Here is a 24,831-nt window from a genome sequence, read left to right as displayed (position 1 = left end):
GCACCGGACCCCTCGGGGGTGTCCGACACCTGCCCGCGGCGTCGTGGGAGTCGTCCCGTACGCCCGGTACGGGACGGTCCTCCGCCGTGCGATCGATCGCACGCACCGGACCCCGCTCCTCCTTCCGCACTCATTCAGTCAGACGCCCCCAGGTGCCCCGGGCCGCCGGCCCCCGCCCAACCCGCAAGGAACCCGACGATGGTTGCTTTTCTCCGGCTCGCGCTGCGCCGCGTCGCGATGATGCCGGTGATGATCCTCGGCATCGCGCTGCTCGTCTTCGTGGTGCTCCAGTTCTCGCCGGCCGACCCGGCCTTCAACGCGCTCGGGGAGAGCGCCACCCCCGAGGCCCGAGCGGCCTTCGCCGAGGCCAACGGCCTCAACGACCCGCTGCCGGTCCGGTACTTCCACTTCCTCGGACAGCTCGTCCACCTCGACCTCGGGACCACCGTCCCGCCCAGCCAGCCCGTGATCGACCGGATCACCGCCGCCTTCCCGCTCACCCTCCAGCTCACCCTGCTCGGCCTGCTCCTCGCGGTCGTGCTCGCCGTGGTCCTCGGCGTGATCGGCGCCATGTACCGGGACCGCTGGCCCGACCAGCTGTTCCGGGTCCTCTCCATGGCCGGGGTCGCCATCCCGTCCTTCTGGCTCGGCGTCCTGCTCATCCAGCAGTTCGCGCTCAACAGCCGGATCTTCCCGACCGGCGGCTACACCAACCCCGCCGACTCCTTCAGCGGCTGGCTCACCACCATGACCCTCCCCGCGATCTCGCTCGCGCTCCCGGTCTCCGCCTCGCTCGCCCGGCTCGTCCGCACCTCGATGGTCGCCGAACTCGACCGCGACTACGTACGCACCGCCCGCGGCAACGGACTTCCGCCGCTGCTGGTGATCCGCTCGGTCCTGCGCAACGCGCTCGTCACCCCGCTGACCGTGCTCGGCATCAAGGTCGGCTACATGCTCAGCGGCGCGGTCGTCATCGAAGCGATCTTCGACCTGCCCGGCATGGGCAAGCTCATCCTCGAAGGTGTCACCGGCGGCGACGTCGCGCTGGTCCAGGGCACCGTACTGACCATCGCCATCGCCTTCCTGGTGGTCAACGTCATCGTCGACCTGCTCTACCTGCTGGTCAACCCGCGCATCAGGACGGTGTGACATGTTCGCCACCGGCCGTCTGGCCACCAAGCTCTCCCGACCCGGCATCGCGTTCCGCGCCCTCCCGGTCACCTCCCGCATCGCCCTCGGCGTCCTGATCGTCGTCGTCCTCGGCGCCGTGTTCGCCCCGCTGCTCACCCAGGACCCGCTCACCACCGGCACCCCCGTCCAGGCCCCGGGCGCCGAGCACTGGTTCGGCACCGACCGGGCCGGCCGCGACGTCTTCGCCCGGGTCGTGCACGGCGCGCGCTACTCGCTGGTCATCGGCCTCGGCGCCACCGCACTCGCCCTGGTCGCCGGCTCGCTGCTCGGCTCGCTCGCCGCCACCTCGCGCCGGCTCGGCGACGAGACCGTGATGCGCACCCTCGACATCGTGATGTCGTTCCCGCCGATCGCCCTGGCCGCCGTGCTCGTCGCCGTCTTCGGCACCAGCGTCCCGGTGATCATCGCCACCATCGCCTTCGTCTACACCCCGTCACTGGCCCGCGTGGTCCGCGCCAACGTGCTCTCCCAGTACGGCGAGGACTACGTCGCCGCCGAGAAGGTCATCGGCGCCCGGCGCGGCCACATCGTGCTCCGCCACGTCGCCGTCAACTGCATGGCCCCGGTCATGGTGTTCGCCACCGTCATGGTCGCCGAGGCGATCATCTTCGAGGCGAGCCTCTCCTTCATCGGCGCGGGCGTGCAGGACCCCGACCCCAGCTGGGGCAGCGTCCTCGCCTACGGCCGGCAGATCCTCCTCGCCGGCGGCTGGTGGGCCACCTTCTTCCCCGGCCTGGCCCTGCTGGTCACCGTCCTCGCCCTCAACGTCCTCTCCGAGGGCCTCACCGACGCCTCCGCCGCACCCGGGAGGACCAAGGCACCCGCCGCCCCCGCGGGCGACCCCGCCCCCGACCCGGTCGAGGCGGCCGCCACCGTGGACGTCGACGCCGCCCTCGCCCGGCTCGCCGACCGGATCGGGGCGACCGCACCGGCCGTCGCCCCCGTCCCGGACGACGCCGCCGAACTGCTCGTCGTACGCGACCTGTCGATCCGCTTCCCCGACCGCTACGGCCCCGTCCCCGTCGTCGACTCGCTGAACTTCACCGTCCACGAGGGCGAGACCCTCGGCCTGGTCGGCGAGTCCGGCTGCGGCAAGTCCATCACCAGCCTCGCCGTCATGGGCCTGCTCGCCCGCAACGCCGAGGTCGGCGGCGAGATCCTCTACCGCGGCCGCAACCTGCTGGACCTGCGGCCCAAGGAACGCCGCGCCCTGATGGGCCCGGAGATCGCGATGGTCTACCAGGACGCCCTCTCCTCCCTCAACCCCTCCGTACTCGTCGGCACCCAGCTCAAGCAGCTCACCTCGCGCGGCGGTACGAAGACCCCCGCCGAACTCCTCGAACTCGTCGGCCTCGCCCCCGAACGCACCCTGCGCAGCTACCCGCACGAGCTCTCCGGGGGCCAGCGCCAGCGCGTCCTCATCGCCATGGCGCTCTCCCGCGACCCGCGCCTGCTCATCGCCGACGAACCCACCACCGCCCTCGACGTCACCGTCCAGGCCCAGGTCGTCGAACTCCTGGTCGAGCTCCGCGACGAACTCGGCTTCGCGATGGTCCTGGTCTCGCACGACCTCGCCCTCGTCGGCGACCTCTCGCACCGGATCGCGGTGATGTACGCGGGCCGGCTCGCCGAGATCGGCGCCACCCGCTCCGTCCTCACCAGCCCCACCCACCACTACACCCGCGGACTGCTCGGCTCGGTGGTCTCCCTGGAGGCCGGCGCCGACCGGCTCCACCAGATCCGGGGCATCGTCCCCGCGCCCCAGGGCTTCGGTACCGGCTGCCGCTTCGCCTCGCGCTGCGCGGCCGCCACCGAACGCTGCCGCACCACCCCGCCCGAGCTCACCGCCCACACCGACGCGCAGGACCACGGCTCCGCCTGCCACCACCCCGCGCGGGCCGCACGACTGGAAGGGAGCCACCGGTGATCCGGCTCGACGGCGTCCACGTACGCCACAAGGCACGCAGCGGCGGACTCTTCCGCCGGGACGCGGTGCACGCCCTCACCGACGCCACCCTGGAGGTCGAGCGCGGCGAGATCGTCGGCCTGGTCGGCGAGTCCGGCTGCGGGAAATCCACCCTGGCCCGCGTGCTGACCGGGCTCCAGAAACCCACCGAGGGCCGGGTCTCCTTCCACGGCGACGACCTCTGGGAGATGCCCGCGGCCAAGCGCCGCCAGGACTTCGGCTCCGCCGTCGGCGTCGTCTTCCAGGACCCGTCCACCGCGCTCAACCCGCGACTGACCGTACGTCAGATCCTCCGCGACCCACTCGACGTGCACCGGCGCGGCACCGCAGGGGAACGCGAAACCCGCGTCGAGGAACTCCTCGACCTGGTCGGGCTGCCCGGCCACACCCTCGCCGCCCTGCCGGGACAGCTCTCCGGCGGCCAGCGCCAGCGCGTCGCCATCGCCCGCGCCCTGGCCCTGGAACCGGAGCTGATCGTCGCCGACGAACCCACCTCCGCCCTCGACGTCTCCGTCCGCGCCCAGGTCCTCAACCTCCTGGTCGACCTGCGCGAACGCCTCGGCCTCGGCATGGTGTTCATCTCGCACGACATCCAGACGGTGCGCTACCTCGCCGACCGTCTCGCCGTCCTCTACCTCGGCCGGATCGTCGAGGAGGGCCCGGCCGCCGAGGTGGCCGGCGCGCCCCGGCACCCGTACACCGAGGCGCTGCTCTCGGCCACCCCGAGCCTGCTGGAGACCACCGAACGCATCGTGCTCACCGGCCCGGTGCCCTCGGCCACCAACCCGCCCACCGGCTGCCCGTTCCGCACCCGCTGCTGGAAGGCCGACGACGCCTGCGCCACGGAGTTCCCGGCCCCGGCCACCGGCCCGGCCGGCCACCGCTGGCACTGCGTCCACCCCTCCATCCCCTCCGCACCATCCGCAAGGAGCACCGCATGACCGCCCGCACCCCCCGCTACACCGGCGTGATCCCGCCCGTCGTGACCCCGCTCACCGCGGACGGCGAGATCGACCGCCCCTCCCTGGAGCGGGTCGTGGCCCACCTCCTCGACGGCGGCGTCAGCGGCCTCTTCGCCCTCGGCAGCTCGGGCGAGACCGCCTACCTCACGCCCGCCCGGCAGGACGAGGTCATCAGGATCATCACGTCCGCCGCCGCCGGCCAGGTGCCGGTGCTCGTCGGCGCCATCGAGACCACCACCGACCGCGCCATCGAACGGGCCCGCGCCGCCCGCGACCTCGGCGCCGACGCCGTCGTCGTCACCGCCCCCTTCTACACCCGGACCGACGACACCGAGATCGACCGGCACTTCCGCACCGTCGCCGCCGCCCTCGACCTGCCGGTCCTGGCCTACGACGTCCCGGTCTGCGTCCACAGCAAGCTCACCCCCGAACTGCTGCTGCCGCTCGCCGAGGAGGGCGTGATCGCCGGGGTGAAGGACTCCAGCGGCGACGACGGCTCGTTCCGCCGTCTGGCCATCGCGGCGCGCGGGCTCCCGCAGTTCTCCGTGCTCACCGGGCACGAACTGGTCGTCGACGCGATGATGCTGGGCGGCGCGGACGGCTCCGTCCCCGGACTCGGCAACGTCGACCCGCACGGTTACGTACGCCTCCACGAGGCGGCGGTACGCGGCGACTGGGCGGTGGCCCGCGCCGAACAGGACCGTCTGGTCGCGCTCTTCGACATCGTCCGCGCCGCCCGCCCCGGCACGGCGTCCGCCACCGCCGCCGGGCTCGGCGCCTTCAAGACCGCGCTGATGCTGCGCGGGATCATCACCACGAACCGGATGAGCGCGCCGATGCGCGATCTGGACGCCACCGAGACCGCCGGGATCGCGGCCTGCCTGGACCGCGCGGGGCTCTCCCGGAGCTGAGCGGAAAGCGGAACGGCGGTCCGTCGCCGCAGCCCCGGCTGCGGCGACGGACCGCCGTCCGTCATGCCGGTCGGCCATCGGCCGACCCGTTCGGTCAGTCCTTCGCGGTACGGGCGCGGCGGACCATCAGCCCTCCGCCGAGGACCATCGCGGCGGCGGCGCCACCGGCGATGCCCAGGTTGCCGTCGGCACCGGTGTGCGCCAGCTCGGGCGGCTTGGGGTGCTCGGGGGTCTGGGGCTCATGGTGGACCGGCGGCTTCTGGTGCTCCGGCGGGCAGTCGGGCTTGTGCGGCTTCGGCGGCTTGGGGTGCTCGGGGGTCGGCGGCTTGTGGTGGACCGGCGGCTTGTGGTGCTCCGGCGGGCAGTCGGGCTTGTGCGGCTTCGGCGGCGTGTGGTGGTGCGGGGGCTTGACCGGCGGGTGGTGCGGGGGCTCCACCGGCGGGTGGTGCGGCGGGTGGACCACCGGCGGCGGGAGCTCGCCCCCGCCGGACACGTTGGCACACTGGTTCCCGCCCGCCGGGTTCAGCGCGCCGACCACGTTCACGCTGTTGCCGCAGGCGTTGACCGGTACGTCCACCGGGACCTGCACCACGTTGCCGGAGAGCACGCCGGGGGAGCCGACCGCGGCACCCTCCGCGCTGGCGCCCTGGCCCCCGCCGCCGCCCTGACCGCCCACGTTCGCGCACTTGTTGCCGAACGCGGGGTTCAGGAGGCCGACCACGTCGACCGTGTTGCCACACACGTTCACCGGCACGTGCACCGGCACCTGCACGGTGTTGCCCGAGCCGACGCCGGGCGAACCGACGGCCGCACCGTCGGCGGAGGCGTCCGCGAACGCGTACCCGCCGGTCATGGCCAGCAGTCCTGACGCTGCCGCCGTGACGAGCACGCTTTTACTCAAGGCTTTGCGCATCGATTGCCCTTCCTAGGACATTCCGTGGCGAGCCGGAGCTCGCAGTTCGTTCATCAGACCGGTACAGATGCCGCCGAGGGGACGCTCGGCGGTGCCGTGCGCTACTCGGAAAGCAGCGGTTTCGGGAAACGCGGAGACCATGAGGGCCTGTTCTTCGTGGAATGAGCCCTGCTTCTGCCGGTCGCGCGCCCGAGCTACACAGTGTGTACATGGATAACGAGGAGGATTTGTTCAGGAAACTCGCAGAGCCGTGGAAATTTTGTGATCACGCGAATGGAGTAGCGATGAACGGCTGGAGTGTTTTTCGTACTGTTGTGCGCGCGATGCTGACATTCGGGTGAATCGAAAGAACCAAACTCCTGGTACCGAGTTGTGCAGGGAGCCCCGGTACGGGGCATCCAGTACGAGAAGGGTTAAACGTGATCAAGAAGGTTCTGGCGACGGGTGCCGTTGCCGCCTCCATCCTCGGTCTGGGCGCGACGCAGGCCATGGCCATCGGCGACGACGGCGGTACGACTTCGGTCACCGGCAACGGAGCCTCGCAGGTCTTCGGCAACCAGGAGACCCAGGGCGACGGCAGCCCGCAGTTCAGCCTCGTCCAGGGCAGCCTGAACAAGCCCTGCATCGGCCTGCCCGCCAAGGTCAACGCCGGTTCGCTCATCGGTCTGATCCCGATCGCGGTCCAGGACGTCAACGTTCTGTCCTCGCCGCAGAACCAGCAGTGCACCGAGAACTCCACCCAGGCCAAGGGCGACGAGCCCCTGTCGCACATCCTGGACGGAATCCCGATCCTGTCCGGCAACGGTGCCGGCAACAGCTGATCCGCACCTGATCCAGCCGTAACGACAGGCCCGAGCCGCCGGTTCCTCCTCCGCGCGGTCCGGGCCTGTTGCTGTCGCGCACCGATAAGGCGCTTCGGCCGGAATGCTTTCCGGACCCATCGGGTGATCGATATTGCGTCATCCGGGCGATCTTCTGAGGATCTTCAGCTCTACGAGTTTCGCCTACGGTCCTAAATCGTTACGAATGACAGCGGCGGAGTTACGAGTGATGAGTACCGCGCTCGTGCGGCACGAAAGACGTGGCCGTTTCGGACTCCGTCGAAGAAAGGGAACACAGTGAAGTACACCAAGGTTGCCGCCATCGCCGCCGGAACCCTGATGGCGATGGGCACGGCCGCGCCCGCGTTCGCCGACGCCGGTGCCGAGGGCGGCGCCGCCGCCTCCCCGGGTGTCATCTCGGGCAACGTCATCCAGGTGCCGATCCACCTTCCGATCAACCTGTGCGGGAACACCATCGACGTGATCGGTGTGCTGAACCCCGCCTTCGGCAACACCTGCGTCAACGCCTGACCCCTGGTCGCACCGGTCGAACGTCCTCGGCCGAAGAAGGCCCCGTACCGCGTTCCGACGCGGTACGGGGCCTTCCCCTTTCCCTCTCCCCGCTGTGGCCCTTCGAACGGATGGACCCGCGGAAAACCCGACCGTGTCCAGTTGCCGGGCCGCGACCGCCTCGTTACCCAGGGCGAAAGCGGCGGAAGGCACGGCCACGGAAGGCTCGTGCGGCGCGGTGCGCGACCGAATCGGATGCCGCTGCAGAAAGGAACCCGAGAAATGAAGTACGCGAAGACTGCTGCGTTCGTTGCCGGTTCCGTGGTTGCTCTCGGCACGGCTGCTCCCGCCCTCGCCGTCACCAACACCACGGCCCCCAACCTCAGCCTCAACGGGGGCATCAACCAGGTGGTGGAGAGCGCCCCGCAGGCCGTGAACCCGGTGGTGGACACGGTCGGCCGGACCGCGGACGCGGTGAAGAAGAACGGCACCGTCACCAAGCTGGCCGAGCAGGCCACCGGTGCGGCCAAGAGCGCGGCCCCCCTCCTCGGCGGCCTGCCGATCGGCGGCTGAGCCCGAGGGCCTCGACCGCGTTTCCGCCGGTCTCCCGCCCCTCGGCTTCCTCCGGTGTCCCGCATCCGGCGTACGGCCGGAAAGGGCGGCACCGTTCGAGTGAATCGGCACAACCATCCCCGTTGCCGAGAGTTGATCAGGTCGCTCCGGACAGGCGGGCAACAGAGAAATTCCAGAAGGGCTATTTCATGATCAAGAAGATTATGGCCTCGGCAGCCGTCGCTGCCTCGCTCGTCGGCGTCTCCGCCGCGATCGCCCCGCAGGCCATGGCCGTCGGCAACGACGGTGGTACCACCTCGCTCAGCGGCAACGAGGCCGTGCAGTCGTACGGCAACTCCGCCACCTACGGCAACATGAGCCCGCAGATCGCGCTCATCCAGGGCTCGCTCAACAAGCCCTGCATCGCGCTGCCGGCCAAGGCCAACATCGGCTCGGTGCTCGGCCTGGTCCCGATCTCGGTCCAGGACCTCAACATCCTGTCCTCGCCGCAGAACCAGCAGTGCACCGAGAACTCCACCCAGGCCAAGGGCGACGAGCCGCTGTCGCACATCCTGGACGACATCCCGGTCCTCTCCGGCAACGGCGTCGCCAACAACTAAAGGCCGTACCGCCCCGCGCTCCTCGCCGGTCACGTCCTGATCCGGCCGGGAGTGTGTCCGGGCAGCTCCCCGCCTGTCCGTTCGCAGTACCGCAGTACCCGACCCACCCTGGGGTCGGCGCATCCCCGCACGGCCGCTCCCGGCCGGGCGGGCGCGTCGGCCCCATCGGTGTGTCCGGGGCGGGAGGGCCCACGAACGGGCGGGCGGACTGGGCCGGTTGCCGTAGTACGGGCGGACACCGGCCGCCGCACCGGGTAGGGCCCGGTCATGGACCAGAACGACAGTCAGCACCCCCGCGGTCGGCAGGGGCACGCGCAGGACGGCACACCCATCTACGACCGGCTGCTCGCCGAATGGCGGGCGGCCCACGGCGGTCCGGATCCGGCGCCCCCGGCGGACCCCGGCAGACCCCGCGCCCGGATTCCCGCGGCCCGGGCCTCCGGTGAGGCGGTCGACGACTGAGAGCCGGTGATCGAACTCATGCCGGATCGAACACTTTTGGGTGGTGCTGCGGAACCGACTCATCCGTAGCGGGTTGATCAGTACGTTCCACAACGGGACGCTCCGAAAGGTGAAGCGTGATGAAGAAGATGATGACCGGCGCAGCGGTGGCCGTGTCCCTGGTCGGCCTGTCCGCCGTCGCGGCCCCCGCGGCCATGGCGATCGGCAACGACGGTGGCACCACGTCGGTCACCGGCAACGGTGCCGTCGACGCGTTCGGCAACGCCGCGACCCACGGTGACGGCAGCCCGCAGGCCCAGCTCGTACAGGGCAGCCTGAACAAGCTCTGCGTCGGCCTGCCGGTGAAGGCGAACGCCGGCTCGCTCGTCGGCCTGCTGGTGCCGGTCGCGGTCCAGGACATCAACGTCCTGTCCTCGCCGCAGAACCAGCAGTGCGCCGAGAACTCCACCCAGGCCAAGGGCGACGAGCCGCTGTCGCACCTCGTGGACGACATCCCGGTGCTCTCGGGCAACGGCGTCGCCAACAACTGACGTGCCACAGGTGCGGGCGGTCAAGGGTTCTCCCCGCGGCCGCCCGCACCGTCGCACACGGAGGGAACAGCCGGATCCGGGGCCGTCGACCCAGGGATTCCGGGTACGAGGATGCCCACCGCACCCCGTGGTGCGGTGGGCATCCTCGTACCGGGCGGGTCAGCCGAGGCTGCGGATCGGGAGCACGCAGTGGGCGGCGGTCGTGATGACCTCGGGGTCGGCCGCGAAGGCCCGCAGCTGCTCCTCGCTCACCGGCCGGCCCGGCGCCCCCTGTGGCCACGGGCGGGTGGCGAACATGACGTTCACCTCGCCCCGGGCACCGGCCGCGGCCAGCCACTCCGGCGGTGCGGGGTACTGCGCGGTGAAGTGCGGGAGCGTCAGCACCGCCTGTCCGGCCTGGACGAGCAGCTTCACCGGAAGGCCCGGCTGCTCCGCGGCGTAGACCGGGGAGGCGCCCACCGGCAGTCCGGCGCGCTCCAGCGACACACGGACGGCGGCCTCCGTCCCGGCCGGGCCGTCCGATCCGTCGCCCAGCGAGTAGACGAGCAGGAAGGCGACATCGGCGCCGTCGGCGGGGTGTTCGCCGCTCCATCCGATCAGGGTGATCGTGCCCAACTGGGCCGGGGAGAAGGTGCCGGTGGAGGTCTGGGGTGTGGTCATGTCCGGCACCCTAACCGCCATGAACAGGGTGATGCGTACGCCTATCACCTGATCGAGGGAGATAAGTGGATACCTCCGGCGGATGTGGCGTCGGTCGGCTCCGTTTCGGGCCGCGCGGTAAAGGGGTTGAGCCCGTGGAGAGGCGCGGGCTATGGTTTGCCACGTTCCGGACGGCGGGGATCCACCGCCGCCGTCGGTCCCGTGCGTGAACCAGGAGGTGAGGATCGTGATGACTGTCGCTGTGACGGGTGCTGCCCGCAATCCGAAGAGCATCATGCCCACCCCTGTGGTCGCCGGCTGACCTACTCCGTAACTCTGCGCGCCCGTGTGCGCGTTGCCGGGGCCACCCTTTGAAGGGTCTCCCTTGTCTCTCCCGTTCTCTTCGTTCTCTTCTTCTCTTCTCTCCTCGCAGGACCCGTCCGCCGCTCACCCGCTGGCTCCCTACGGCTGGGACGACGCGTGGGCGGACGCCTTCGCCCCGCACGCCGCACAGGGGCTGCTGCCCGGCCGGGTGGTGCGGGTGGACCGCGGCCAGTGCGATGTGGTCACCCCGCACGGCACGCTCCGTGCCGACACGGCCTTCGTCGTCCCGCGCGACCCGATGCGGATCGTCTGCACGGGCGACTGGGTCGCCGTCGACCCCGACGGTGACCCGCAGTTCGTGCGGACGCTGCTGCCCCGGCGCACCGCCTTCGTCCGCTCGACGTCCTCGCAGCGCTCCGAGGGCCAGGTGCTCGCCACCAATGTGGACCACGTCGTCATCTGCCTCTCGCTCGCCGTCGAATTCGACCTCGGGCGGGTGGAGCGGTTCCTGGCGCTCGCCATGTCCAGCTCCAGCGGTGACGCGCTGCTGCGGGACGACGGCTCGGCCGGGGACGGCGCCGCCGAGCCGATCGTGGTGCTGACCAAGTCCGACCTGGTGCCGGACGCGGCGACGCTGTCGTACCTCGTCCAGGACATCGAGGGCGTCGCGCCCGGTGTGCAGGTGCTGGCCGTCAGCTCCGCCACCGGGGAGGGCATCGACGTCTTCTCCGCCATCGTCTCGGGCGGTACGAGCGTGCTGCTCGGCGCTTCCGGGGCGGGCAAGTCGACGCTGGCCAACACGTTGCTCGGCCAGGACGTGATGGACGTGCGGGCCGCGCGCGACGTCGACGGCAAGGGGCGGCACACCACCACCACCCGCAACCTGCTCCTCCTGCCCTCCGGCGGGGTGCTCATCGACACCCCCGGGCTGCGCGGGGTCGGGCTCTGGGACGCGGAGGCGGGGGTCGGCCAGGTCTTCTCCGAGATCGAGGAGCTGGCCGGGGAGTGCCGGTTCCACGACTGCGCCCATGAGACCGAGCCCGGCTGCGCGGTGCTCGCCGCGATCGCGGACGGTTCGCTGCACGAGCGGCGCCTCGACAGCTTCCGCAAGCTGATGCGGGAGAACCGGCGCATCGCGGCCAAGACCGACGCACGGCTGCGCTCGGAGATGTTGCGCACCTGGAAGCGCCAGGGCGCCGAGGGCCGGGCCGCCATGGAGGCGAAGCGCGGCCGGATGCGGTAGCCCCGCCTTCGGACACGGACCCCGGGGCGGCCGGGGTCCGTGTCCGAAACCCGCCGGTGCGGTGCCGCGAGGTGCCGCACACTGGATCGGGTGATGGATGAACGGACCAGGTACGAGGCGGTGAGCAGCCGCGACGCGCGGTTCGACGGCGCGTTCTTCTTCGCCGTCGAGACGACCGGCATCTACTGCCGGCCGAGCTGCCCCGCCGTCACGCCCCGACGGAAGAACGTCCGCTTCTTCCCGACCGCGGCCGCCGCGCAGGGGCACGGCTTCCGGGCCTGCCGCCGCTGCCGCCCGGACGCCGTGCCCGGCTCGGCCGACTGGAACGTCCGGGCCGACGTGGTGGGCCGGGCGGTGCGGATGATCGGCGACGGGGTGGTCGACCGGGAGGGCGTGCCCGGTCTGGCCCGGCGGCTCGGCTACAGCGCGCGGCAGGTGCAGCGGCAGCTCAACGCGGAGCTGGGGGCGGGCCCGGTGGCGCTCGCCCGCGCCCAGCGGGCCCACACCGCCCGGGTCCTGCTCCAGACGACCGGGCTGCCGGTGACCGAGATCGCCTTCGCGTCCGGCTTCGCCAGTGTGCGCCAGTTCAACGACACGGTCCGGCAGATCTACGCCCGCACCCCGAGCGCGCTGCGGGCCGAGGCCGCCACGGGGCTGGGCGCGGCGGTCCGGGAGGCGCGGACCACCGGGATCCCGCTGCGGCTCGCCCACCGGGGGCCGTACGCGGCCCGGGAGGTCTTCGACCTGCTGGCCGGGGCGATGGTGGACCGGGTCGAGGAGATGGCCGGGGAGCCCGGCCACCGCACCTACCGGCGCACCCTGCGGCTGCCGTACGGCTCGGGCATCGTGGCCGTCGACGAGCGGTCCGCCGGGCCCTGGCTGGACGCCCGGATCCACCTCACGGACCTGCGGGACCTGACGACCGCCGTCCAGCGGCTGCGGCGCCTCTTCGACCTGGACGCCGACCCGTACGCCGTCGACGAGCGGCTGGCGGCCGATCCGCTGCTCGCCCCGGGGGTGGCCGCCCGCCCCGGGCTGCGCTCGCCGGGCACCGCGGACCCGGAGGAGTTCGCGGTACGGACGCTGGTGGGCGAGGCGGCGGCCGGGCGGCTGGTGGAGGCGTACGGGAAGGTCCTGGACGTGCCCTGCGGCGGGCTGACGCATGTGTTTCCGGAGCCGGGCGCGCTGGCCGGTGCCCCCGAGGCACCGGAGCTGCGGGCGCTGGCCGCCGCCCTCGCCGAGGGGGAGGTGCGGCTCGATGCCGGGGCCGACCGGGAGGAGGCCGAACGGGCGCTGTTGCGGCTGCCCGGGTTCGGCCCGGCGAGGGCGGCCCTCGTCCGGATGCGGGCGCTCGGCGACCCGGACGTCGACCCGGAGCGGTGGCCCGGGGCGGAGTGCTGGCGGCCCTGGCGTTCGTACGGGGCACGCCACCTGGAGCTGCTGCGCCGTGACGCTCAGCCCCAGATCACCGCGCCCAGCCAGCCGCCCGCCACCAGCAGGCACGCGAAGAGCTCGACCAGCACCGAGTAGCCGGTGGCCCGCATCACCGAGCGCACCGACGCCCAGCCCGCGCCCCGGCTGCCCAGCCGCAGCCGCTCCGCACCGTAGATGGCCCCCACGTAGCCGATGACCGCGCCCACCACCGGCACCACGAAGAAGCCCAGGATCGCGGCGATGCCGCCCAGCAACGGCGTCCTGCGCGGCGCTCCCGTCTCACGCGGGCGGCGCGGCGGCAGCAGCGGCTTCAGCGCCTGGTCCAGCAGCAGCACCGCCGTCGCGCCGATGAGCACGCCCCAGGCGAGCGGCGACGTGTCGGTCAGCGCCCACCACAGCACGGCGGCCCAGACGATCGCCTGTCCCGGTACCCCCGGAACCAGCACGCCGAGCAGGCCCAGGAACATGACCAGGCCGACGGCGACGAGTTGCCACACACCCATCTGACCAGACTGCCGGAGTCCGGCCGGTCCCGCCCGTCAGCGTTCCCTGGGGGTACGGGCCACCCAGCCCCGTTCGTAGGCGTGCCAGCCGAGCTGGAGCCGGGTCGAGACGCCCGTCAGCTCCATCAGGCCCTTCACCCGGCGCTGCACCGTCCGCAGTCCCAGCTCCAGCTGCTTGGCCACGCTCGCGTCGGTCAGCCCGGCCAGCAGCAGCGACAGGATCTCCAGATCCGTCGCGTCCGGGCCGGTGTCCTCCTCCGCCGGGATGCCGCTCTCGCTCATCCGGAGCGGCATCGCCTCGCGCCACACCGCCTCGAAGAGACCCATCAGCGACTCCAGCAGCCCGGAGGAGTGGACCACCAGGGCGGCGGGCTCGGCGCCGCGCCCGGTCAGCGGCACCATGGCGAGGGTGCGGTCGGCGACGACCAGCTTGGTCGGCACCCGGTCGATCACCCGGCACTGCTCGTTCCGGCTCAGCGCCGCCGACAGCTCCATGATCCCGTACGGCAGCGAGAGCAGCTCCCGCTCGACCACCACCCGGTAGGAGACCCCGCGGGTGGCGGCCTGCTCCTCGGCCTCGTTCTCCATGCCGGTGACCGCGATCGGTTTCCCGGTGACCAGGGCGCAGACCTCGCTCGTCGCACCCAGCTGCAACTGGTGGAAGCGGTGCGAGACGGCGCTCCCGCCCGTGACCACCTCGACCAGGTCGTGGACGGCGGGCCCGGCGGCCTCCGCCCGGTACTCCTCGGCGAGGAGCGCCGCCGCCAGCTCGGCCTGCTCCAGCTGGTGGCGCTGCTGGGTCAGCAGGGCGCCGAGCGCCACCCCCGGCGGCGCGGCCACCCAGCGGCCCGGCCGCGCGGAGGACTGGGCGGCCAGCCCGTGCTGCTCCAGCCTGCGCAGAGCGCGTTCGGTGTCCGGCTCGGGAAGCACCAGCCGGTGTGCGAGATCGGAGACCTCCGCGGCGCCCACCGCCACGAGCGCGCGGTACGCCGACTCCTGTATCTCGTCGAGACCTATGGCTCCCAGCATCCCCAGACCCTCCCGGACGAGCTTGTTCCGCACCGTGTCGCCGTGGCCGGGCACCCGGTCGTGGCGGAAAACGGCCACGGCGTAAACCCGCCGTGTACATCATCCCTTTAACGTCCGTCGCTCTGCCAATGTGGCGCCACCGCAGTACCAACAACCGTCGTTAGGCGGCGGTTTGAGCTGGTTGGTTCCGTAATCAATTGGGGAGAGCGATGCGTCCGATATCGCGCACGGCGCTGGGAGCGGCCACCGCCGCCGTCCTGGCCGTCACCGCGATCGCCCCGTCAGCGGCAGCGCCGCAGGACGGTACGACAGGCAAGAGACCACTGACCGGCAGCTCCGCCGCGCAGGCGAAGAAGGCCGAACCGGTCACCGTGACCCTGGTCACCGGCGACAAGGTCCTGGTGCGCACGGACGGTTCGGGGGCCTCCTCGGTCACCGCGCTGCCGCGCGAGGACGGGACCGTACCCCTGCTCCAGACCCGGCAGTCGGGCAAGGACCTGTACGTCTACCCCGAGTCGGCCACCGCCGCGCTGGCCGACGGCACGGTCGACGAGGAACTCTTCAACGTCACCGGCCTCGTCCGGCAGGGCTACGACGACGCGCACACCAAGGCGCTGCCGCTGATCGCGGTCTACGGCAAGGGCACGGCCCGCACCGCACGGGCCGCCACCCCGCGCGGCGCCAAGCGCGGTCCGGTCCTGGACGTCATCGACGGGGTCGCCCTCAAGGCCGACAAGGCGAAGGCCGCCGACTTCTGGTCGGACGTCACCGGTGCCGGAACGGGCACCGCCGCCCGCGGCCTCGCCTCCTCGGGGCTGAAGAAGCTCTGGCTCGACCGCAAGGTCCGGGCCAGTCTCGACAAGTCGACCAAGCAGGTCGGCGCCGACCTCGCCTGGGCCGCCGGATTCGACGGCAAGGGCACCAAGGTCGCCGTCCTCGACACCGGCGTCGACGCCGAACACCCCGACCTCAAGGGCCGGGTCACCGCCTCGGAGAACTTCACCGACTCCGACAGCACCGACGACCGGCAGGGCCACGGCACCCACACCATCTCCACCGTCGGCGGCTCCGGCGCGGCCAGCGGCGGCAGGAAGAAGGGCGTCGCCCCCGGCGCCGACCTGCTCGCCGGGAAGGTCCTCAACGACAGCGGCTCCGGCGCCGAGTCCTGGATCATCGCCGGCATGCAGTGGGCCGTCGACCAGAAGGCCGACGTCGTCTCGATGAGCCTCGGCTCCCCGGAACCGACCGACTGCACCGACCCGATGAGCCTCGCCGCCGAGAAGCTGGCGCAGAGCGAGGACACCCTGTTCGTGGTCGCCGCCGGCAACGCCGGCCCGACGCTGAACACCGTCTCCTCGCCCGGCTGCGCCCCCGGCGTGCTCACCGTCGGCGCCGTCGACCGCGACGACACCACCGCCCAGTTCTCCAGCCGCGGCCCCGCCGTCGACACGCACACCCTCAAGCCCGAGATCGCCGCCCCCGGCGTCGCCATCTCGGCCGCCTCCGCCGGAGGCCGGGGCGTCTACGCGTACCGGTCGATGTCCGGCACGTCGATGGCCACCCCGCACGTAGCGGGCGCCGCCGCCATCGTGAAGCAGCGCCACCCCGACTGGACCGCCCAGCAGATCAAGGCGGCGCTCGTCTCGTCCGCGAAGAGCGACATCCCCGGCGACGTCCGCGAGACCGGTGGCGGACGCCTCGACGTCAAGGCCGCCATCGACACCACGGTCGTAGGTGCCCCCGCCCTACAGGGCGGCACCTACGCGTGGCCGCAGGACCGCAGCGACCGCACCACCGTCGACGTCCCGTACACCAACTCCGGTACCAAGCCGGTCAAGCTGTCGCTGAAGGTCCAGGGCGTCACCGGCAACGACGGCTCCACCGTCCGCTCCGCCGTCGCCAAGCTCGGCTCCAAGAGCGTCACCGTCCCGGCCGGGGCCACCGTCAAGGTCCCGCTGGCCATCGACCCGACCGCGAAGCTGACGGCCGCCCAGTACGGCGACGTCACGGGACGCGTCCTCGCCACCGGTCCCGGCGGCGCCAAGGTTTCCACCCCGTTCTCGCTTTACGTGGGCGCCGAGACCGTCACCCTGCGGGTCAAGCTCGTCGACCGCGCGGGCGAGCCCGCCGCCGGCTCCTCCTCGCTGGACGTCATCGGCACCGACACCGCCAGCGGTGAGCGCCGCTTCAACGACGGCGCCGCCGACCAGATATACCGGCTGCGCCCCGGCGCGTACTTCGTGTCCAGCTTCGTCATCTCCCCGGACCCGGCGGACTCCACCGGCCGTCTCGACGAGTCGATCGCCTACCTGGCCCGGCCGCAGCTGAACCTGACCAAGGACACCACCCTCGTCCTGGACGCCCGCAAGGCCCACCGCGTCCAGGTGAGGACCGCCGACCGCGCCACCGAGAGCCACTCCACCACGCTCGCCTTCGGCCGCACCTGGGACGGCGCCTGGCTGCACACGGGCTCCCTCACCGCCGGCTCCGACGTACGGAACTACCTGGCGGACGTCCAGGGCCGGGCGAGCGACGGCGACTTCGAGTTCGCCAGCTTCTGGCGCGCCTACGTCCCGCAGATCGAGAAGCTCTCCGTCGTCGGCGGCGCCGCCCTGCACCCGACGGTGGCGAGCACCGGCTCCGTCAACCTCGACGGCACCGGCCGCGCCGGACTCGTCGACGCCGGAACCGGCACCCCGGCCGAGCTGAAGGCCGCGGGCGCCGAAGGGAAGATCGTCCTGGTGGACGCGGGCGACGACGACCTGATGGCCAATCAGGCGCGCGACGCCAAGGCCGCGGGCGCCAAGGCCGTCCTCGCCCACCGCGCCGCCCCCGGCCCCTGGAAGCCGTCCGTCGGTTTCGGCCAGCCGGGCGTGCCCGTCCTGGGCGTCGAGTCCGGTGAGGCCGCGGTGCTGACGGCCGCCCTGGCCAAGGGCCCGGTCACGCTGGACTGGAAGGCCACCGCGGTCAGCCCGTACGTCTACAACCTCGCGTTCCCCGAGACCGGCCCGATCACCTCGGACCGCACCTACACGGTCCGGGACGCCAAGCTCGGCAAGGTGAACGCGAACTACGAGGCGATGGGGGTCGCCGCCGACTACATCGACATGATGCTCATCAACCGGCCGTACGGCGCGGTGTTCTCCGCCGCCAACGACGTCGTCGCCGCTCCCACCAGGCGCACCGAGTTCTACTCGGCGGGCGACACCGGCTGGGTCCGGTACCTCTCCTCCAGCTTCCCCTGGGGCGAGATGATGACCGACCAGTCGCGCAGCTACAAGGCGGGATCGACGCGCTCGGAGAACTGGTACCGGGGCATCCCCGTCCCGGCCGCCCCGCGCGACGACGCCGGGAAGCCGGCACTCGCCGCCGAGCGCCAGGACAACCTGATCGGCGTCGCCCCCGGCTTCTGGAGCGACAGCGAGCACGCCGGTCTCCAGGGCTCCTTCGGCGACATCGGCAGCATGAGCCTGCGCAGCAACGGCGAGCTCATCGACGAGACCGGCTGGCCGTCCGGGGTGTTCACCGTCCCGGCCGAGGACGCCGCGTACGAACTCACCCTGAGGACGACCCGGTTCGGCCAGCCGGCGGCCGTGTGGAAGCGGTCCACCAGCACCGAGACCACCTGGAAGTTCCGCTCGAAGCGCGACGAGAACGCCTACTCCCAGGGCGTCCCGCTGCTCTTCCCGGGCTACGACCTGGACACCGACGGGCTCAAGACCCTTCCGGCCAAGGACGGCCAGACGATCGGTCTGAGCGTCTCCGGCCACGCGGGCTACACCCCCGGAAAGCTGACCGCGGCCAAGGTCGCGTACTCCTACGACGGCGGGGAGACCTGGACCGCGGCCACCACCGCGCGGCGTGACGGCCGGTGGACCGCGACCGTGGACCACGCGGGCGCGGCGGGCAAGCCGGTCACCCTGCGGACCGAGCTGACGGACGCCAACGGCAACTCCGTCGTCCAGACCGTGACCGACGCGTACGCCGTGCGCTGACGACACCCCGACCGGGTCCGCCGGGCGTCCTTCCCGTGGGGGGTGGGGACGTCCGGCGGACCCCTGTTCCCGGCCGTCTTTGCGGATGCGCCGTTTTCCCGGTGCCCCGGCTGCCGACAATAAGGGCATGAGCCAGCAGGGGGAGAGCCCCGCCGCCGAGGACGCGTGGTGGCGCAGGCTGTACGACGAGAAGGCCCGGGACACCGGCCCGGGCGACACGGCCGACACCCTCGACGACCGCTTCGACTCGGCGTCCGGCGCGGTGGGCCCGGACGGGCCCGTCCCGCCGGACCGGGACGCCGTCACCCCACCGGAGCCGCCCCGGCCGGCAAAACCCGCGGCGCCGACCCGCGCCGAACCCCCGCCCCACCGGGGGTTCGGCCAGTTGGGCGACCGCCCGTCCCGCTACGACGCCGAGCCCACCGCGCTGCCCGCCACCGGTCCGGAGCAGCTGGACGAGCTCGTCCCCGACACCGCTCTCGACGGCGCCCGCTACGGCACGTACACCCTGCGCGCCGCCTCCGTGCGCGGGGACGCCGCCCGGTCCCGGGGCGAACCCCGCCGGGACGCGCTGCTCACCGCCCGCTTCGGCGACGACGAGGAGGCGCTGGTCCTGGTCGCCGTCGCCACCGGGGCCCGGTCCACCGGGGCGGCGCACCGGGCGGCGGCCGACGCCTGCCGCTGGATCGGCACGGCCGTCGCCCGCAGCCACGCCCGGCTCTCCGACGACATAAGGGCCGGCCGCCGCCAGGACCTCAAGTCCGGGCTGAACCGCCTCACCGACCGCACCTACGGAAGGCTGCGCGCCCGCGCCGCCGAGCTGGGCGAGGAACCGGAGCGGTACACCGCGAGCCTGCGCTGCCTGCTGCTGCCGGCCGACCCCGACTGCCGCACCCGGGTCTTCTTCGGCGTCGGAGCGGGCGGACTGCTCCGGCTGCGCGACGGTGTCTGGCAGGACCTCGACCCGCGGACCCCGCCGTCCGGGGAGACCCCGCCCGGGGGCGCGCCCGGCGCGGAGCCGCCCGCCGAGCCGTTCCGGTTCCGGGGCTCGGTGGCCCGGTCGGGCGACGTCCTGCTGCTCTGCAGCCCCGGGCTGGCCGCACCGCTGCGCGGCGAACCCGCCCTGGCGAAGGAGCTCGCCGCCCGCTGGGAGGCCCCGGCCCCGCCCGGCCTCGCGGCCTTCCTCACCGACACCGGGCTCCGGGTGCAGGGGTACTCCGACGACCGTACGGGGGCGGGCGTCTGGGAGGCGTAACCGCGCGCGCCATGGGTTGATGGGAGCGGAAGTCCCGAAGCCGCAGTGGGGAAAGGGCACGCACCCATGGCCAAGCAGAACGTGTCGGAGCAGTTCGTCGACATCCTCGCCCGGGCGGGCGTGAAGCGGATGTACGGGGTCGTCGGCGACAGCCTCAACCCGGTCGTCGACGCCATCCGGCGCAACCGGTCCATCGACTGGATCCAGGTCCGGCACGAGGAGACCGCGGCGTTCGCCGCCGGTGCCGAGGCCCAGATCACCGGGTCACTGGCGGCCTGCGCCGGATCGTGCGGCCCCGGCAACCTCCACCTCATCAACGGCCTCTACGACGCCCACCGCTCCATGGCCCCGGTGCTCGCCCTGGCCTCGCACATCCCGTCGAGCGAGATCGGGCTCGGCTACTTCCAGGAGACCCATCCGGAGCTGCTCTTCCAGGAGTGCAGCCACTACAACGAGATGATCTCCAATCCGCAGCAGATGCCGCGGCTGCTCCAGACCGCCATCCAGCACGCGGTCGGCCAGGGCGGCGTCAGCGTCGTCACGATGCCGGGCGACATCGCGGCCCAGCCGGCCCCGGAGCGGTCGGTCGAGCACGCGCTGGTCACCTCGCGGCCGACGGTCCGGCCCGGTGACGCGGAGATCGACGCGCTCGCCCGGATGGTCGACGCGGCGAAGCGGGTGACCCTGTTCTGCGGCAGCGGCACGGCCGGGGCCCACGCGGAGGTGATGGCCTTCGCCGAACGGGTGAAGGCGCCGGTCGGGCACGCGCTGCGCGGCAAGGAGTGGATCCAGTACGACAACCCGTACGACGTGGGGATGAGCGGACTGCTGGGCTACGGCGCCGCCTACGAGGCGACCCACGAGTGCGATCTGCTGATCCTGCTCGGCACGGACTTCCCGTACAACGCCTTCCTCCCGACCGATGTGAAGATCGTCCAGGTCGACGTGCGCCCCGAGCACCTGGGCCGCCGGTCCCAGCTGGACCTGGCGGTCTGGGGCGACGTCCGGGAGACGCTGCGCTGCCTGACCCCGCAGGTGAGGACCAAGACCGACCGCAGGTTCCTCGACCGGATGCTGAAGAAGCACGCCGACGCCCTGGAGGGCGTGGTCAAGGCGTACACCCGCAAGGTCGACAAGCACGTCCCGATCCACCCGGAGTACGTCGCCGCGGTGCTGGACGAACTAGCCGACGAGGATGCCGTGTTCACCGTCGACACCGGCATGTGCAACGTGTGGGCCGCCCGTTACCTCTCGCCCAACGGCAGGCGCCGGGTCATCGGGTCGTTCAGCCACGGTTCGATGGCCAACGCGCTCCCGCAGGCGATCGGTGCCCAGTTCACCGACCGGAACCGGCAGGTGGTCTCGATGTCGGGCGACGGCGGATTCACCATGCTGATGGGGGACTTCCTGACGCTGGTCCAGCACGATCTGCCGGTGAAGGTCGTCGTCTTCAACAACTCCTCCCTCGGCATGGTCGAGCTGGAGATGCTCGTCGCGGGCCTGCCGTCGTTCGGTACGACCAACGACAACCCGGACTTCGCCGCGGTCGCCCGGGCCTGCGGGGCGTACGGGGTGCGGGTGGAGAAGCCCAAACAGCTCGAAGGCGCCCTCAAGGACGCCTTCAAGCACCGGGGTCCGGCCCTCGTCGATGTCGTCACCGACCCCAACGCCCTCTCCATCCCACCGAAGATCAGCGCCGACATGCTGACCGGCTTCGCGCTCTCCGCCAGCAAGATCGTGCTGGACGGGGGAGTGGGCCGGATGGTCCAGATGGCCCGCTCCAACCTGCGCAACGTGCCCCGCCCCTGAACGGGCGGGCGCCCCCTGCCCGTTCGGACGGTCCGCCCGGGGACGGTGACTGATCAACCGTCCTCGCGGACACCCTTGGCGACCCTTGAGCAATGTGACATATTACTGACGTGCTCACGAGACGCCCCCTGGATGCCGTCATCATCGGGGCCGGAGTGGTCGGTGCGGCCTGTGCCCACTACGCCTCCCGGTCCGGACTCTCCGTAGCCGTCGTCGACCGGGGTCCGGTGGCGGGCGGAACCACCGGAGCCGGTGAGGGAAACCTCCTGGTCTCCGACAAGGTGCCCGGACCGGAGCTCGAACTCGCCCTGCTCTCCGCCCGGTTGTGGCAGGGACTGGCCGACGAGCTGCCCCCGGGCATCGAGTACGAGGCCAAGGGGGGCGTGGTCGTCGCGGCGTCCGAGGACTCCCTGGCCGCCCTGTCCGCCACCGCCGAGGGCCAGCGCGCGGCGGGCGTCGAGGCGCACCCCGTCACCGCCGACCGGCTCCGGGACGTCGAGCCCCACCTCGCGCCCGGACTGGCCGGCGGCTGCCACTACCCGCAGGACGCCCAGGTCCAGCCCGCCCTGGCGGCCGCGGAGTTGCTGCGGTCGGCTGCCCGCTCCGGTGCGCTCGTGCGCCCCGGGGAGGAGGTGGTCGGGATCCTCCGCGACCGGGCCGGCGCGGTGTGCGGCGTGCGTACCGTACGGGGGGAACTGCGGGCCCCCGCCGTGGTCAACGCGGCGGGCACCTGGGGCGGCGAACTCGCCGCGCTGGCCGGGGTGGAACTCCCTGTCCTGCCGCGCCGGGGCTTCGTCCTCGTCACCGAACCGCTGCCCCGGCTGATCCGGCACAAGGTCTACGCGGCGGAGTACGTCGCCGACGTGTCGAGCGGATCCGCCGCGCTCCAGACCTCGCCCGTGGTGGAGGGGACCCCCTCCGGACCGGTGCTCATCGGGGCGAGCCGCGAACGGGTCGGCTTCGACCGGACGTTCTCCGTGCCGGTGGCCGCCCGGCTGGCGGCGGCCGCCACCGCGCTCTTCCCGGTCCTCGCCGACGTGCGGGTGATCCGCGCGTACCACGGCTTCCGCCCGTACCTGCCCGACCACCTCCCGGCGATCGGACCGGATCCCCGGGTGCCGGGGCTCTTCCACGCCTGCGGGCACGAGGGGGCGGGGATCGGGCTGGCCCCGGCGACCGGGCTGCTGATCGCCGAGGCGGTCCGGGGGGCGCGGCCCACCCTCGACCTCGCCCCGTTCGCCCCCGAACGGTTCGACCCCGGGCGCCGGGCCGGATGACGGTACGGGCGTCCGCCACCCGCCACCCGCCGCACCGCCGGAAACAGCCCGGGAACAGCTCCAGTGAGGACCGAGGAGAGGCACCAGTGAGACGCAGCCGAGCACGAACCCCCGCCGAACTCGTCGGCGCCGCACCGGAACCGGAGTTCCGGATGACCTTCGACGGCCGCCCGGTCGCGGGGCTTCCGGGCCAGACCGTCGCCGCCGCACTCTGGTCGGCGGGCATCCTCAGCTGGCGCACCACCCGGGTCGAGGGACGCCCGAGGGGCGCCTTCTGCGGCATCGGCGCCTGCTACGAATGCCTGGCCACCGTCAACGGCCGCCCCAACCAGCGGGCCTGCCTGCTGCCCGCCCGACCGGGCGACACCATCACCACCCAGGAGGGCGACGGACATGCCGCACTCGACGGATGAGCCCCGCCCCCGGGGCACCGACCGCGCCGCCGGGCTCGCCGTGGTGGGCGCGGGGCCGGCCGGTCTGGCCGCGGCCGTCACCGCCGCCGACCGGGGACTCGACGTGGTCCTGCTGGACGCGGCCGACGCCCCCGGCGGGCAGTACTACCGCAGCCCGGCCCCCGGGCTCGGCGCCGCCCGCCCCGAAGCCCTCCACCACCACTGGAACGCCTTCGCGGACCTCTCCGCCCGGCTCGCCGTACACCGCTCCACCGGCGCGGTCCGCCACCTCGCCCGCCACCAGGTGTGGACGGTCGAACGGGCCGGGGACGAGGGCTGGTTCCTGCACGCGGTCACCGGCGACGACCGGGAGACCCGCACCGCCGTCCACGCCCGCCGCGTCGTCCTGGCGACCGGCGCGTACGAGCGCCAGCTCCCGTTCCCCGGCTGGACCCTCCCCGGAGTGGTGAGCGCGGCCGGGGCCCAGGCGATGCTCAAGTCCGGGCTGGTCCTCCCCGGGCGCCGGATCGTGGTCGCCGGGAGCGGCCCGCTCCTCCAGGCCGTCGCCGCCTCGCTGACGCGGGCCGGGGCGAGTGTCCCGGCCCTGGTCGAGGCAGCCGGGTACGGGGCGTACGCCCGCGCGCCCCGGGTGCTGGCCGGCAACCCCGGCAAGGCGGTGGAGGGCGCCCGGTACGGGGCCGAACTGGCCCGCGCCGGGGTGCGGATGCTGACCCGCCGGGCGGTCACCGAGGTGCACGGGGACGAGCGGGTCGAGGCGGTGACCGTCAGCCGGGTGGACCACCGGTGGCGCCCCGTGGCCGGGACGGGGCGCCGGATCGCCTGCGACGCGCTCGCCGTCGGCCACGGACTCGTACCGCAGCTGGACCTCGCCCTGGCGGCCGGGTGCTCCACCCGTACCGGCCCCGACGGCAGCCACGCGGTCACCGTCGACCGCTCCCTCGCGACCACCGTCACCGGGATCTGGGCCGCCGGTGAGACGGGCGGTATCGGAGGCGTCGAACTCGCCCTCTGTGAAGGCGAGTTGGCGGCCCTCGCGGTCGTCCGTGAGGTACGGGGCGGAGTGCGCGCGAAGGACGCCCGCCGGGCGGTCGCCCTGGGGCGCGCCCGGCGCCGGATGCGGGAGTTCGCCGCCCTGATGGGGGCCGCGCACCGGCCGGGGGACGGCTGGAGCGAGTGGCTGGCCGACGACACGGAGGTCTGCCGCTGCGAGGAGGTCACCGCGGGCCGGATCCGTACCGCCTGCACGGAGCTGGGCGCCGGTGACACCCGTACCGCCAAGCTGCTCACCCGGGCCGGAATGGGCTGGTGCCAGGGGCGCACCTGCGGATTCGCCGTCCGTGCCCTGGCCGCCGCACACGGCTCCGGGACCGCGCCCGGCGGCCCCGACCGCCGACCGCTGGCCTGCCCCGTGAAGCTCGGCACCCTCGCCGACCTGACCGACCCCGGATAGCCCCCCGTTACCGCTGTCCTGA

At 72.8% G+C, this 24,831-nt stretch carries 22 protein-coding genes; 18 read left to right on the top strand and 4 right to left on the bottom strand.

The window, feature by feature from the left end:
* Positions 1-198: 198 nt before the first annotated feature.
* From ACWC97_RS09465 to ACWC97_RS09450, 4 genes are read left to right on the top strand one after another with little or no spacing between them, the layout of a single operon-like run.
* A complete protein-coding gene (locus ACWC97_RS09465; RefSeq protein WP_352272957.1) occupies positions 199-1,149 on the top strand; it encodes an ABC transporter permease in 951 nt (316 codons plus the stop codon).
* A 1-nt stretch (position 1,150) separates the two neighbouring features.
* Positions 1,151-3,118 (top strand): dipeptide/oligopeptide/nickel ABC transporter permease/ATP-binding protein, encoded by a 1,968-nt coding sequence (locus ACWC97_RS09460; RefSeq protein ID WP_450648408.1) that lies wholly within the window; start codon positions 1,151-1,153, stop codon positions 3,116-3,118.
* Complete coding sequence (locus tag ACWC97_RS09455) at positions 3,115-4,098, top strand: ABC transporter ATP-binding protein (RefSeq protein ID WP_450648406.1); 984 nt, start codon at positions 3,115-3,117, stop codon at positions 4,096-4,098. Before ACWC97_RS09460 ends, ACWC97_RS09455 begins: the two co-directional genes overlap by 4 nt.
* Positions 4,095-5,030 carry a dihydrodipicolinate synthase family protein gene (locus ACWC97_RS09450; RefSeq protein WP_450648404.1) on the top strand — a complete coding sequence of 312 codons (936 nt, stop codon included), beginning with the start codon at positions 4,095-4,097 and terminating at the stop codon, positions 5,028-5,030. The genes ACWC97_RS09455 and ACWC97_RS09450 overlap by 4 nt, the downstream gene beginning before the upstream one ends.
* Before the next feature lie 94 nt (positions 5,031-5,124).
* Here ACWC97_RS09450 and ACWC97_RS09445 read toward each other — a convergent pair whose 3' ends face one another.
* A complete protein-coding gene (locus ACWC97_RS09445) occupies positions 5,125-5,943 on the bottom strand; it encodes a chaplin (RefSeq protein WP_450648402.1) in 819 nt (272 codons plus the stop codon).
* Between the two features lie 419 nt (positions 5,944-6,362).
* On the opposite strand from ACWC97_RS09445, the gene ACWC97_RS09440 reads away from it, so the two are divergent.
* From ACWC97_RS09440 to ACWC97_RS09415, 6 genes are all read left to right on the top strand, one after another.
* Positions 6,363-6,764 carry a rodlin gene (locus tag ACWC97_RS09440; RefSeq protein ID WP_352272952.1) on the top strand — a complete coding sequence of 134 codons (402 nt, stop codon included), beginning with the start codon at positions 6,363-6,365 and terminating at the stop codon, positions 6,762-6,764.
* Positions 6,765-7,061: 297 nt separating this feature from the next.
* On the top strand, positions 7,062-7,295 hold the full coding sequence (locus ACWC97_RS09435) for a chaplin (protein ID WP_352272951.1): 234 nt from the start codon (positions 7,062-7,064) through the stop codon (positions 7,293-7,295).
* Between the two features lie 261 nt (positions 7,296-7,556).
* Positions 7,557-7,847, top strand: a complete 291-nt coding sequence (locus ACWC97_RS09430; RefSeq protein ID WP_352272950.1) for a hypothetical protein — start codon at positions 7,557-7,559, stop codon at positions 7,845-7,847.
* 188 nt (positions 7,848-8,035) lie between these two features.
* Positions 8,036-8,446 carry a rodlin gene (locus ACWC97_RS09425; RefSeq protein ID WP_352272949.1) on the top strand — a complete coding sequence of 137 codons (411 nt, stop codon included), beginning with the start codon at positions 8,036-8,038 and terminating at the stop codon, positions 8,444-8,446.
* 267 nt (positions 8,447-8,713) lie between these two features.
* Positions 8,714-8,908: a hypothetical protein gene (locus tag ACWC97_RS09420; RefSeq protein ID WP_352272948.1), complete on the top strand. Its 195-nt coding sequence runs from the start codon at positions 8,714-8,716 to the stop codon at positions 8,906-8,908.
* Between the two features lie 119 nt (positions 8,909-9,027).
* Positions 9,028-9,438 carry a rodlin gene (locus tag ACWC97_RS09415; protein ID WP_450648400.1) on the top strand — a complete coding sequence of 137 codons (411 nt, stop codon included), beginning with the start codon at positions 9,028-9,030 and terminating at the stop codon, positions 9,436-9,438.
* Positions 9,439-9,597: 159 nt separating this feature from the next.
* On the opposite strand, the gene ACWC97_RS09410 is transcribed toward ACWC97_RS09415, so the two are convergent.
* Positions 9,598-10,098, bottom strand: a complete 501-nt coding sequence (locus ACWC97_RS09410) for a DUF5949 family protein (RefSeq protein ID WP_352272946.1) — start codon at positions 10,096-10,098, stop codon at positions 9,598-9,600.
* A 364-nt stretch (positions 10,099-10,462) separates the two neighbouring features.
* Here ACWC97_RS09410 and rsgA point away from each other — a divergent pair, with 364 nt between their 5' ends.
* Positions 10,463-11,644, top strand: coding sequence for a ribosome small subunit-dependent GTPase A (rsgA, locus tag ACWC97_RS09405; protein WP_450648397.1), 1,182 nt, complete (start codon positions 10,463-10,465; stop codon positions 11,642-11,644).
* Between the two features lie 93 nt (positions 11,645-11,737).
* A complete protein-coding gene (locus ACWC97_RS09400; RefSeq protein WP_352272944.1) occupies positions 11,738-13,174 on the top strand; it encodes a DNA-3-methyladenine glycosylase 2 family protein in 1,437 nt (478 codons plus the stop codon).
* Here the strand turns inward: ACWC97_RS09400 and ACWC97_RS09395 are convergent.
* Together ACWC97_RS09395 and ACWC97_RS09390 are read right to left on the bottom strand one after the other, a co-directional pair.
* A complete protein-coding gene (locus tag ACWC97_RS09395; RefSeq protein WP_352272943.1) occupies positions 13,099-13,581 on the bottom strand; it encodes a DUF456 domain-containing protein in 483 nt (160 codons plus the stop codon). The two genes, ACWC97_RS09400 and ACWC97_RS09395, sit on opposite strands and share 76 nt — an antisense overlap.
* Before the next feature lie 36 nt (positions 13,582-13,617).
* On the bottom strand, positions 13,618-14,610 hold the full coding sequence (locus ACWC97_RS09390) for a helix-turn-helix domain-containing protein (protein ID WP_352273258.1): 993 nt from the start codon (positions 14,608-14,610) through the stop codon (positions 13,618-13,620).
* 209 nt (positions 14,611-14,819) lie between these two features.
* Between ACWC97_RS09390 and ACWC97_RS09385 the strand changes: the two genes are divergently transcribed.
* The 6 genes from ACWC97_RS09385 (at position 14,820) to ACWC97_RS09360 (ending at position 24,809) form a co-directional block, all read left to right on the top strand.
* Positions 14,820-18,605, top strand: coding sequence for a S8 family peptidase (locus tag ACWC97_RS09385; RefSeq protein ID WP_450648395.1), 3,786 nt, complete (start codon positions 14,820-14,822; stop codon positions 18,603-18,605).
* Between the two features lie 127 nt (positions 18,606-18,732).
* Entirely contained in the window at positions 18,733-19,860 is a 1,128-nt protein-coding gene (locus tag ACWC97_RS09380; protein WP_450648393.1) for a protein phosphatase 2C domain-containing protein, read from the top strand.
* Positions 19,861-19,926: 66 nt separating this feature from the next.
* Complete coding sequence (locus ACWC97_RS09375) at positions 19,927-21,669, top strand: pyruvate dehydrogenase (RefSeq protein ID WP_352272940.1); 1,743 nt, start codon at positions 19,927-19,929, stop codon at positions 21,667-21,669.
* A 110-nt stretch (positions 21,670-21,779) separates the two neighbouring features.
* Positions 21,780-22,946, top strand: coding sequence for an NAD(P)/FAD-dependent oxidoreductase (locus tag ACWC97_RS09370; RefSeq protein ID WP_352272939.1), 1,167 nt, complete (start codon positions 21,780-21,782; stop codon positions 22,944-22,946).
* Between the two features lie 152 nt (positions 22,947-23,098).
* Positions 23,099-23,359 carry a (2Fe-2S)-binding protein gene (locus tag ACWC97_RS09365; RefSeq protein ID WP_385206417.1) on the top strand — a complete coding sequence of 87 codons (261 nt, stop codon included), beginning with the start codon at positions 23,099-23,101 and terminating at the stop codon, positions 23,357-23,359.
* Entirely contained in the window at positions 23,340-24,809 is a 1,470-nt protein-coding gene (locus ACWC97_RS09360) for an FAD/NAD(P)-dependent oxidoreductase (protein WP_450648390.1), read from the top strand. The genes ACWC97_RS09365 and ACWC97_RS09360 overlap by 20 nt, the downstream gene beginning before the upstream one ends.
* Positions 24,810-24,831 lie beyond the last annotated feature (22 nt).

Source organism: Streptomyces sp. NPDC001108 (assembly GCF_053598535.1).
Note: the sequence above shows the minus strand (reverse complement) of the source record. Positions and strands in the feature narration are given on the sequence as shown.

What these genes read in the sequence shown, in the direction of transcription:
- ACWC97_RS09465 (WP_352272957.1), top strand. Translation starts at nt 199, where the DNA reads ATGGTTGCTTTTCTCCGGCTCGCGCTGCGCCGCGTCGCGATGATGCCG.
- ACWC97_RS09460 (WP_450648408.1), top strand. Translation starts at nt 1,151, where the DNA reads ATGTTCGCCACCGGCCGTCTGGCCACCAAGCTCTCCCGACCCGGCATC.
- ACWC97_RS09450 (WP_450648404.1), top strand. Translation starts at nt 4,095, where the DNA reads ATGACCGCCCGCACCCCCCGCTACACCGGCGTGATCCCGCCCGTCGTG.
- ACWC97_RS09445 (WP_450648402.1), bottom strand. Translation starts at nt 5,943, where the DNA reads ATGCGCAAAGCCTTGAGTAAAAGCGTGCTCGTCACGGCGGCAGCGTCA.
- ACWC97_RS09430 (WP_352272950.1), top strand. Translation starts at nt 7,557, where the DNA reads ATGAAGTACGCGAAGACTGCTGCGTTCGTTGCCGGTTCCGTGGTTGCT.
- ACWC97_RS09425 (WP_352272949.1), top strand. Translation starts at nt 8,036, where the DNA reads ATGATCAAGAAGATTATGGCCTCGGCAGCCGTCGCTGCCTCGCTCGTC.
- ACWC97_RS09420 (WP_352272948.1), top strand. Translation starts at nt 8,714, where the DNA reads ATGGACCAGAACGACAGTCAGCACCCCCGCGGTCGGCAGGGGCACGCG.
- ACWC97_RS09415 (WP_450648400.1), top strand. Translation starts at nt 9,028, where the DNA reads ATGAAGAAGATGATGACCGGCGCAGCGGTGGCCGTGTCCCTGGTCGGC.
- ACWC97_RS09410 (WP_352272946.1), bottom strand. Translation starts at nt 10,098, where the DNA reads ATGACCACACCCCAGACCTCCACCGGCACCTTCTCCCCGGCCCAGTTG.
- ACWC97_RS09400 (WP_352272944.1), top strand. Translation starts at nt 11,738, where the DNA reads ATGGATGAACGGACCAGGTACGAGGCGGTGAGCAGCCGCGACGCGCGG.
- ACWC97_RS09395 (WP_352272943.1), bottom strand. Translation starts at nt 13,581, where the DNA reads ATGGGTGTGTGGCAACTCGTCGCCGTCGGCCTGGTCATGTTCCTGGGC.
- ACWC97_RS09390 (WP_352273258.1), bottom strand. Translation starts at nt 14,610, where the DNA reads ATGCTGGGAGCCATAGGTCTCGACGAGATACAGGAGTCGGCGTACCGC.
- ACWC97_RS09385 (WP_450648395.1), top strand. Translation starts at nt 14,820, where the DNA reads ATGCGTCCGATATCGCGCACGGCGCTGGGAGCGGCCACCGCCGCCGTC.
- ACWC97_RS09380 (WP_450648393.1), top strand. Translation starts at nt 18,733, where the DNA reads ATGAGCCAGCAGGGGGAGAGCCCCGCCGCCGAGGACGCGTGGTGGCGC.
- ACWC97_RS09375 (WP_352272940.1), top strand. Translation starts at nt 19,927, where the DNA reads ATGGCCAAGCAGAACGTGTCGGAGCAGTTCGTCGACATCCTCGCCCGG.
- ACWC97_RS09365 (WP_385206417.1), top strand. Translation starts at nt 23,099, where the DNA reads ATGACCTTCGACGGCCGCCCGGTCGCGGGGCTTCCGGGCCAGACCGTC.
- ACWC97_RS09360 (WP_450648390.1), top strand. Translation starts at nt 23,340, where the DNA reads ATGCCGCACTCGACGGATGAGCCCCGCCCCCGGGGCACCGACCGCGCC.